Genomic DNA, 7,473 nt, shown 5'->3' with positions numbered 1-7,473 from the left:
TGCAGCGCGTACACCGGCACGCCGTTGCGGCCCATGCTGGCCAACGCGGCGGTGATGGCCGGGTCGCGCCGGGTCCAGTCGGCGCGCAGCAGGGCAACATTTTTGCGGGCCAGATCGGCCAGCACATCGGCATCGGCCAGGGTGGCGCGTTTGTTGTACTGGCAGGTCACGCACCAGGCGGCGGTGAAGTCCACGAACACCGGGCGACCTGCGGCGATCAATGCCGCCTGGCGTTCCGGGGTCCAGGCCTGCCAGCTTAGGCCCTCCACCGTGGTGGCCACCGCTGCGCCCGGGGTATGTTCTTGCTGGCGGGTTACGTTCGGGCCTATGGCCCAGCCCAGGCCCGCCAGCGCCGCCAGCGACAGACCGGTGAGCACCGCACGGCTGCGCCCTTGCAGACCCAGCGCCCAGATCAGCAGCGCCAGCGCCACCAGAAGCATCAGCAGTCCGGCGGCGCCGTCGATGCCGCTTTGCTGCCCCAGCACCCACAGCAGCCAGACCACGGTCGCGAACATGGGGAAGGCCATGAACTGGCGGAAGGTGACCATCCAAGCCCCAGGGCGGGGCAAGGCACGGGCGAAGGCGGGTATCCAGCTGGCCGCGAGATAGGGCAGTGCCATGCCCAGGCCGAGTGCGCCAAATACGGCCAGCGCCTGCACGGGCGGCAAGCCAATGGCCAGGCCGACCGAGGCACCCATGAAGGGCGCGGTGCAGGGCGAGGCGATGGCGGTGGCCAGCACGCCGGTCAAAAAGGCGTCGGCCGTGGGGTTGCGGGCTTGCAGGTTGGCAACCGCGCTGGGCAGGATGCTGCGGAATTCAAACAGACCGGCGAGGTTCAGGCCGATCACCGTGAACAGGGTGGCCAGCACCGCCACCACCGCCGGGCTTTGCAGCTGAAAGCCCCAGCCCAGTTGTTCGCCAGCAGCGCGCAGGCCCAGCAACAAAGCGCCCAGCGCCAGAAACGAGAGCAGCACCCCGGCGCTATAGGCCAAGCCGTTGCGGCGGTGCGCTGCGTGGTCGTCGGCGTGTTGGGCGAAGGCCAGCACCTTGATCGCCAGCACCGGAAACACGCAGGGCATGAGGTTGAGAATCACGCCACCGACGAGCGCACCCAGCAAGGCCAAGCCCAGCGATATGCCCAGGGCGGGTGCCGGTCTAAGCGGCGCGGCAGCCGAGCGGGCAGCGTTGTCCGCCAGCGCGGCGCTCAGCGCATCGGGCACAGCGAGCGGCTGGGCGGCGGCGGGCGGCCAGGTGCCTTGCACCTGCACGTCCAGGCGCGCGCCGGGCAGACCGGGGCCTGCGCCAGGCGCGTTGGCCAGGGCGACCACCAATGGCACTTGCGCGGGGCTTTCGAAACGTTGCGGCGAGAGCGGTACGCGGGCCGTCCAGCGGGCGCCGTCCCAGGTCTGGGTCCAGGGCGAACCGGGTTCGATCAGGCCCGGCGTTTCCGGGAAAAACTCAAGCTTCTGGCCGCGCCAAGCGGCGGGCAGGCCGGCCAGGGACACCTTCAAGAAGCCGCCTTCGGGGGTGAGGGTGCTGTCGGCGGCGGCCTGGTCTTTGGGGGCCGCGTCCCAGGCCGCCTGGAACCGCTGACCGTGGATGGCGGTAGAGCTTTGCACCGGGATGCTGAGGCTGAACCGGCCTTCTTCGGGGATGCATTCGGTGCGGCAGACCAACCAGGCAGCATACAGCTTCACGTTGAGCGTCTGGCCGCTGAACTCAGGGCCTATGGTGAGCGGCACCGGCAGCAGCACCGTGCCGTTGTAGGCGTAGTTGGCCAGATTGCCGATGGGGAATTTGCGTGGCGTGGGCCAGGCCACAGGGCCCGCCGTGACGCCGGGTGGCAGCGTCCATTCGAAATGGGTGGGCAGGCCGGAGTCGCCCGAGTTCTTCCAATAGGTGTGCCACTCGGGGGCGTGCGTGAGTTGCAGGCCCATCCAGACGGTTTGCCCCGGTGCAGCGCCCTCGGGCGCATGGGCCAGCAGCTCGGCCTGCACAAAGTCGGACTTGGCGCTGGTCTGGTCGAGCAAGCTCTGCGCCGGTGCGGCCAGCGGCCAGCCCAGCAGCATCGTGCACAGCAGCAGCCCGGAAAACAGCTGGGGCCACAGCAGGCGGGGGGCGCAAAAGACGGTCGGGCGGTGCATGGGCAAGGGGGTATTGGGTCGTGTGGCCGGGCGGGGCGCGCCGCAGGTGGAGGCTGTGAGAGGCGGGTGAGGGGGATGAGTTCCGCGCGGCTTGGGCGTCAACGGGCGGGTTGATGAATATAAGCGCAGCGGGCAGCGGTCTGCTGCGGGCCCACGCCATACCTGGCGCGATCCAGTCGCTATTGTGGTCAAAGGTTCACAAAGACTTCGATTTTGGGTACAACCGGCTTGAACCGCAGCGAGCGCAGCAAAGGAGGTGGGTGATGGACTCGGTGATGGAGTTGGCCCTCAAGCCATGGGTGATGCGGGTGCGTCGGCAAGCCAATCTGCCGATCCGCCTGAATTGGCGTGGTGTGTCTTTGGACTTGGGGGACTTTGACCGGCCCGATGTGAGCATTCGGGTGCACGACGCCGCCGCGCTCAAACTGCTGGTCGATCCGCGTCTGGACACACTGGGCCAGGCCTATGTGGAAGGCCTGATCGACGTGGATGGGTCACCGACGGCCATGCTGGCGATGGCGCACCGGTTGGCCGAAACCGCCCAGCCGGCGGGCGGTCTGCTGGGGCGCATCCGCCGCCACTCGGCCCACAGCCGCGAGCACGACAGCGAAGCCATCCAGTACCACTACGACGTGTCCAACGCGTTCTACGCGCCGTGGTTGGGGCCGAGCATGGCGTATTCGTGCGCCTATTTCGAGCGCGGCGACGAAGACCTGGAGACCGCGCAGTGGGCCAAGATGGACCACATTCTGCGCAAGCTGCGCTTGCAGCCCGGGCAGCGCCTGCTCGACATCGGCTGCGGCTGGGGCTCGCTGCTGTTGCGTGCGGCGCAGTTGCCGGGCGTGCGCGGCCTGGGGGTCACGCTGTCGCAAAACCAGTTCGATCTGGCACGCGAGCGGGTGCGCGAAGCCGGGCTGCAAGACCGGATCGAGATCCGGCTGCAGGACTACCGCGACCTGAGCCCGGCGCGCGATGGAGCGTTTGATCGCATCACCAGCGTGGGCATGTTCGAGCACGTGGGCCTGCAAAACCTGAAGGCCTATTTCGCTCACATCCGTGCGTTATTGGTGTCCGACGGGTGGGCGCTCAACCACGGTATCACCAGCAGCGACCCGGATGACGGCGAGACCGCGCACGGGGCGGGCCATTTCATTCACCAATACGTGTTCCCGCGCGGCGAACTGCCGCACATCGGCACGGTCTTGCGCACCATGCAGCAAGGCGGGCTGGAAGCGCTGGACGTGGAAAACCTGCGCCGCCACTATGCGCGCACCACCGGCTTGTGGAGCGAGGCCTTCGAGGCCCACACCCCGCAGCTCAAGGCGCTGGTGGACGAGCGGCGCTGGCGCATCTGGCGCATCTACCTGGCGGGTTGCCAATGGGCGTTTGACAACGACGAGATCGCGCTCTACCAGGTGCTGTGCCGCCCGGCGGGGCAGTCGTCGCAGGGCCTGCCGTGGTCGCGGGGCTGGATGTACGGTTCTTAGCGCCCACACGCGGCCGTAGACATCTTGCCCGGACCGGGCCAGGTTCCTGGTTTTCGCAATGTCGGCTTTGGGTGCAACAACGCCGGGGCGGCCGCAGCCACTTAAGATGCACACCATGACAAGCGCACCCCGTTTCTGGTCCGACCTCAGCACCGCCGACTTTGCCGCGCTCGATCTCGCGCGCACCATCGCCGTGCTGCCGGTGGCCGCCACCGAACAACACGGCCCGCACCTGCCGTTGTCGGTCGACACCGACATCGTCGACGGCGTGGTCCAGGCGGCGTTGCCGCACCTGGCCGCCACCCAGCCGGTGCTGTTCTTGCCCACCCAGGCGGTGGGCTTCAGCCCCGAGCACACCCGTTTTCCCGGCACCCTCACGCTCAAGAGCGAAACCCTGATCCGTGTGTGGACCGAGATCGCCGAGTGCGTGGCCGCCAGCGGGGTGAAGAAGCTGGTGCTGTTCAACGCCCACGGCGGCCAGGTGGGCGCGCTCGATCTGGTGGCGCGCGACCTGCGCGCGCGGCTGGGCATGCTGGTTTACAGCGTGAACTGGTTCAACCTGCCGCTGACCGACGAGCAAGGGCAGGACGTGAATGCCCGCTTCAGCGCCGAAGAACACCGCTTTGGCATCCACGCCGGTGAAATCGAGACCGCGCTGATGCTGGCGCTCAAACCCGCGCTGGTGCGCATGTCGCAGGCCGGGTATTTCCGCTCCGCTTCGCAGGCGCGCGCCGATGCGTTCCCGATTCTGGGCAATGGCAAGAGCGCCAAGCTGGGCTGGCAGATGCAGGACTACAACGCCGAAGGTGCGGTGGGCAATGCCGCCGCCGCCACGGTTGAAAACGGCCAGGCGGTGCTGGCCGCTGCCGGGCGGGCGCTGGCGCAATTGCTGGCTGAAATCGACCGCTTGCCGCCCCACACCTTGAGCGAGCAGACCGCCTTCGATCGCCCGGTCTGATGGCCAGCGAAGACGCGCCCACCAGTGCCGCAGCGCGCATCCGCGGGCATCTGGAGTCCGTCGCCCACTTGCACGCACAGGCCCAGGCCAGCGGCTTTGCTGCGGCGGTGCACCAGGTCAAACAACTGCAGGCGCGGCGCTTTCGCGCCACCTATGGCGACTTTCTGCACGACCGGCGCCACGCAGCGGCGACACGTTTTTTTCTGGAAGAGTTGTACGGTGAACACGACTTTGCCGAGCGCGATGCCCAGTTTGGCCGCATCGCCGGTGCCATCGAGCGCCTGTTCCCGCAGGCGGTGTCGCAACTGGCGGTGGACCTGGCCGAGACCCACGCCCTGACCGAAGGCCTGGACCACGACCTGGCCCGCCATTGGCTGGAACAAGCGCCCGGCGCTGGCGCGGCCGAGCGCTATGTGAACAGCTGGCGCCTGACCGGCGATCGCCATTTGCGCGAACGCCAACTGGCCGTGGTGCAGCACATGGGTACCGAACTGCAGCAGCTCACGCGCAAGAAAAGCCTGCGCCTGGCGCTCAAGATGATGCGCGGCCCGGCGCAGGCGGCCGGCATGGGCGCCTTGCAGCGTTTTCTGGAAAACGGCTTCGACGCCTTCGCCTCCCTGGGCGACGCCAGCGCCTTTCTGGCCGAGATCGCCCGGCGCGAGCAGCACTGGATCGGGCAGCTGTTCGAAGCCGATCCCGCCCGCTGCGCGGCCGCACTGGCCGACGAGCTGGCGCGTGCGCCTTGAGCCACCTGCCTGTGCTTTGCGCGACACGGCACTAGGGCAGGCCCGGTGTTGCGCCAGCGCGCCAGCCCACAGAATGGCGCCATGCAACCCATTTCCAACGCAAACATGAAACATCCCTGGTTTGGCCAATACCCCGAGGGCGTGCCGCACGCCATAGAGCCCGAACAGTACCGCTCGCTGGCGGCCTTGCTGGAAGAGTCGTTCAAGAAGAACGCCCGGCAACCGGTGTCGGTGTGCATGGAAACCTGGATGAGCTACGGCGAACTCGACCATTTGAGCGCCGAGCTGGGCGCCTGGCTGCAGGCGCAAGGCCTGGAACCCGGTGCGCGCGTGGCCATCATGTTGCCCAATGTGCCGCAGTTCATGGTCACCATGGCGGCCATCGTGCGCGCGGGCTATACCGTGGTCAACGTCAACCCGCTGTACACCGGGCGCGAACTCCAGCACCAGTTGCGCGACTCGGGCGCCGAGACCATCGTCATTCTGGAAAACTTCGCCGCCACGCTGGAAGAGGTGATCGACGAGACACCGCTGCGCCGCGTGCTGCTCACCGGCCTGGGCGATTTGCTCGGCTTCTGGCGCGGCAAATGGATCAACTTCGCGGTGCGCCACCTGGCCAAAATGGTGCCGGCCTACAAGCTGCCGCTCAGCGGTCCGCAGGGTTCGGTGGCGATCAGCCGGTTCCGCGACGCGCTCGCCGCCGGCGGGCAGATGCACCTCAAGCCCAGCAACGCCACGCTGGATTCGGTCGCCTTCTTGCAGTACACCGGCGGTACCACCGGTTTGTCCAAGGGCGCGGTGCTCACGCACCGCAACATCGTCGCCGCTATTCTGCAGGCCGAGGCCTGGTTCAAGCCCGCCCTGACGCGGGTTGCCGACATACGCGAGATCAACGCCATCACGGCCTTGCCGCAGTACCACATCTTTGCGCTCACCCTGAGCCTGCTCTGCGTGCGCTGGGGCGCACACATGACGCTGATCCCCAATCCGCGCGACATTCCCAAACTGGTGGAAACGCTCAAGCGGCGGCCCTTCCACCTGCTGCCTGCGGTGAACACCCTGTTCAACGCCTTGCTGCAGAACCCGCAGTTCCGCCAGCTCGATTTTTCCAGCCTGGCGCTGTCGCAGGCCGGTGGCATGGCCGCTTCGCAGGGCACGGCGCAGCAGTGGCTGGCGGTGACCGGCTCGGCCATGATCGAAGGCTGGGGCATGAGCGAGACCTGCGCCATCGGCACCAACAACCCGGTGACCAACCAGAGCTTCTCGGGCTCCATCGGCCTGCCTTTGCCGGGCATCGAGATCGCCATCAAGGACGACGATGGCCACAGCCTGCCGCTGGGCGGCACCGGCGAGATCTGCATCAAAGGCCCCAACGTCATGACCGGCTACTACCAGCAGCCCGAAGAGACGCGCCAGGCCTTCACCGCCGATGGCTTCATGCGCACCGGTGACATCGGCATCATGGACGAGCAGGGCTACACCCGCATCGTCGACCGCAAGAAAGACATGATCCTGGTCTCGGGCTTCAACGTGTTCCCCAACGAGCTGGAAAACGTGATCTCGATGTGCCCGGGCGTATTGGAATGCGCGGCCATCGGCATCGCGGACGAGAAGCAAGGCGAAGCCGTGAAGGTGTTCGTGGTGCGCAGCGACCCGACGCTGACCGAAGAGGCGGTGGCGCGTTACTGCCACGACAACCTGACCGGCTACAAGCGGCCCAAACACATCGAGTTCCGCGACGAATTGCCCAAGACCAACGTCGGCAAAATCCTGCGCCGCATGCTGCGCGATCCGGCGTAGTGGCCACAGCGCAAGAACCCGGCATGGCGGATGCGATCACGGCCGACACGGCCAACGCCGCCTTGCGCAGCGCCGGGGTCACGGTGCTGGAGCGGGGCTGGCTATCGGCCAACAACGTGTTGGTGCGGGGCGATGGCCCGACCGCGCTGATCGACAGCGGCTACTGCACCCACGCCGAACAAACCCTGGCCCTGGTGGCGCAGGCGCTGGGCGGGGCTGCGCTGGATCTGCTGCTCAACACCCATTTGCACAGCGACCACTGCGGCGGCAACGCCGCGCTGCAACAGGCCTATCCCGGCGTGGCTACCCACATCCCTCCGGGGCTGGCCCAGGCCGTG

General features: G+C 67.4%; 6 protein-coding genes. 5 read left to right on the top strand and 1 reads right to left on the bottom strand.

Features of this window, described 5'->3' with window-relative positions; translation table 11 throughout:
• The coding region (locus ABYB95_RS13020) for a protein-disulfide reductase DsbD family protein (RefSeq protein ID WP_372658989.1) at nucleotides 1-2,144 on the bottom strand (2,144 nt) is incomplete at its 3' end.
• 263 nt (nucleotides 2,145-2,407) lie between these two features.
• On the opposite strand from ABYB95_RS13020, the gene ABYB95_RS13015 reads away from it, so the two are divergent.
• The 5 genes from ABYB95_RS13015 to ABYB95_RS12995 all read left to right on the top strand — a co-directional run.
• Nucleotides 2,408-3,631 carry a class I SAM-dependent methyltransferase gene (locus ABYB95_RS13015; protein WP_372658988.1) on the top strand — a complete coding sequence of 408 codons (1,224 nt, stop codon included), beginning with the start codon at nucleotides 2,408-2,410 and terminating at the stop codon, nucleotides 3,629-3,631.
• 115 nt (nucleotides 3,632-3,746) lie between these two features.
• Nucleotides 3,747-4,589, top strand: a complete 843-nt coding sequence (locus tag ABYB95_RS13010) for a creatininase family protein (RefSeq protein WP_372658987.1) — start codon at nucleotides 3,747-3,749, stop codon at nucleotides 4,587-4,589.
• Nucleotides 4,589-5,335 (top strand): hypothetical protein, encoded by a 747-nt coding sequence (locus ABYB95_RS13005; protein ID WP_372658986.1) that lies wholly within the window; start codon nucleotides 4,589-4,591, stop codon nucleotides 5,333-5,335. Before ABYB95_RS13010 ends, ABYB95_RS13005 begins: the two co-directional genes overlap by 1 nt.
• Before the next feature lie 105 nt (nucleotides 5,336-5,440).
• Nucleotides 5,441-7,135, top strand: coding sequence for an AMP-binding protein (locus ABYB95_RS13000; RefSeq protein WP_372658985.1), 1,695 nt, complete (start codon nucleotides 5,441-5,443; stop codon nucleotides 7,133-7,135).
• Nucleotides 7,136-7,158: 23 nt separating this feature from the next.
• Nucleotides 7,159-7,473, top strand: a 315-nt coding sequence (locus ABYB95_RS12995) for an MBL fold metallo-hydrolase (protein WP_372658984.1), incomplete at its 3' end; no start/stop codon positions are given.

Origin of the sequence: Hydrogenophaga sp. (assembly GCF_041633695.1) — a bacterium.
GTDB lineage: Bacteria > Pseudomonadota > Gammaproteobacteria > Burkholderiales > Burkholderiaceae_C > Hydrogenophaga.
This window is presented reverse-complemented; position numbering and strand designations above follow the sequence as displayed.

What these genes read in the sequence shown, in the direction of transcription:
- ABYB95_RS13015 (WP_372658988.1), top strand. Translation starts at nt 2,408, where the DNA reads ATGGACTCGGTGATGGAGTTGGCCCTCAAGCCATGGGTGATGCGGGTG.
- ABYB95_RS13010 (WP_372658987.1), top strand. Translation starts at nt 3,747, where the DNA reads ATGACAAGCGCACCCCGTTTCTGGTCCGACCTCAGCACCGCCGACTTT.
- ABYB95_RS13005 (WP_372658986.1), top strand. Translation starts at nt 4,589, where the DNA reads ATGGCCAGCGAAGACGCGCCCACCAGTGCCGCAGCGCGCATCCGCGGG.
- ABYB95_RS13000 (WP_372658985.1), top strand. Translation starts at nt 5,441, where the DNA reads ATGAAACATCCCTGGTTTGGCCAATACCCCGAGGGCGTGCCGCACGCC.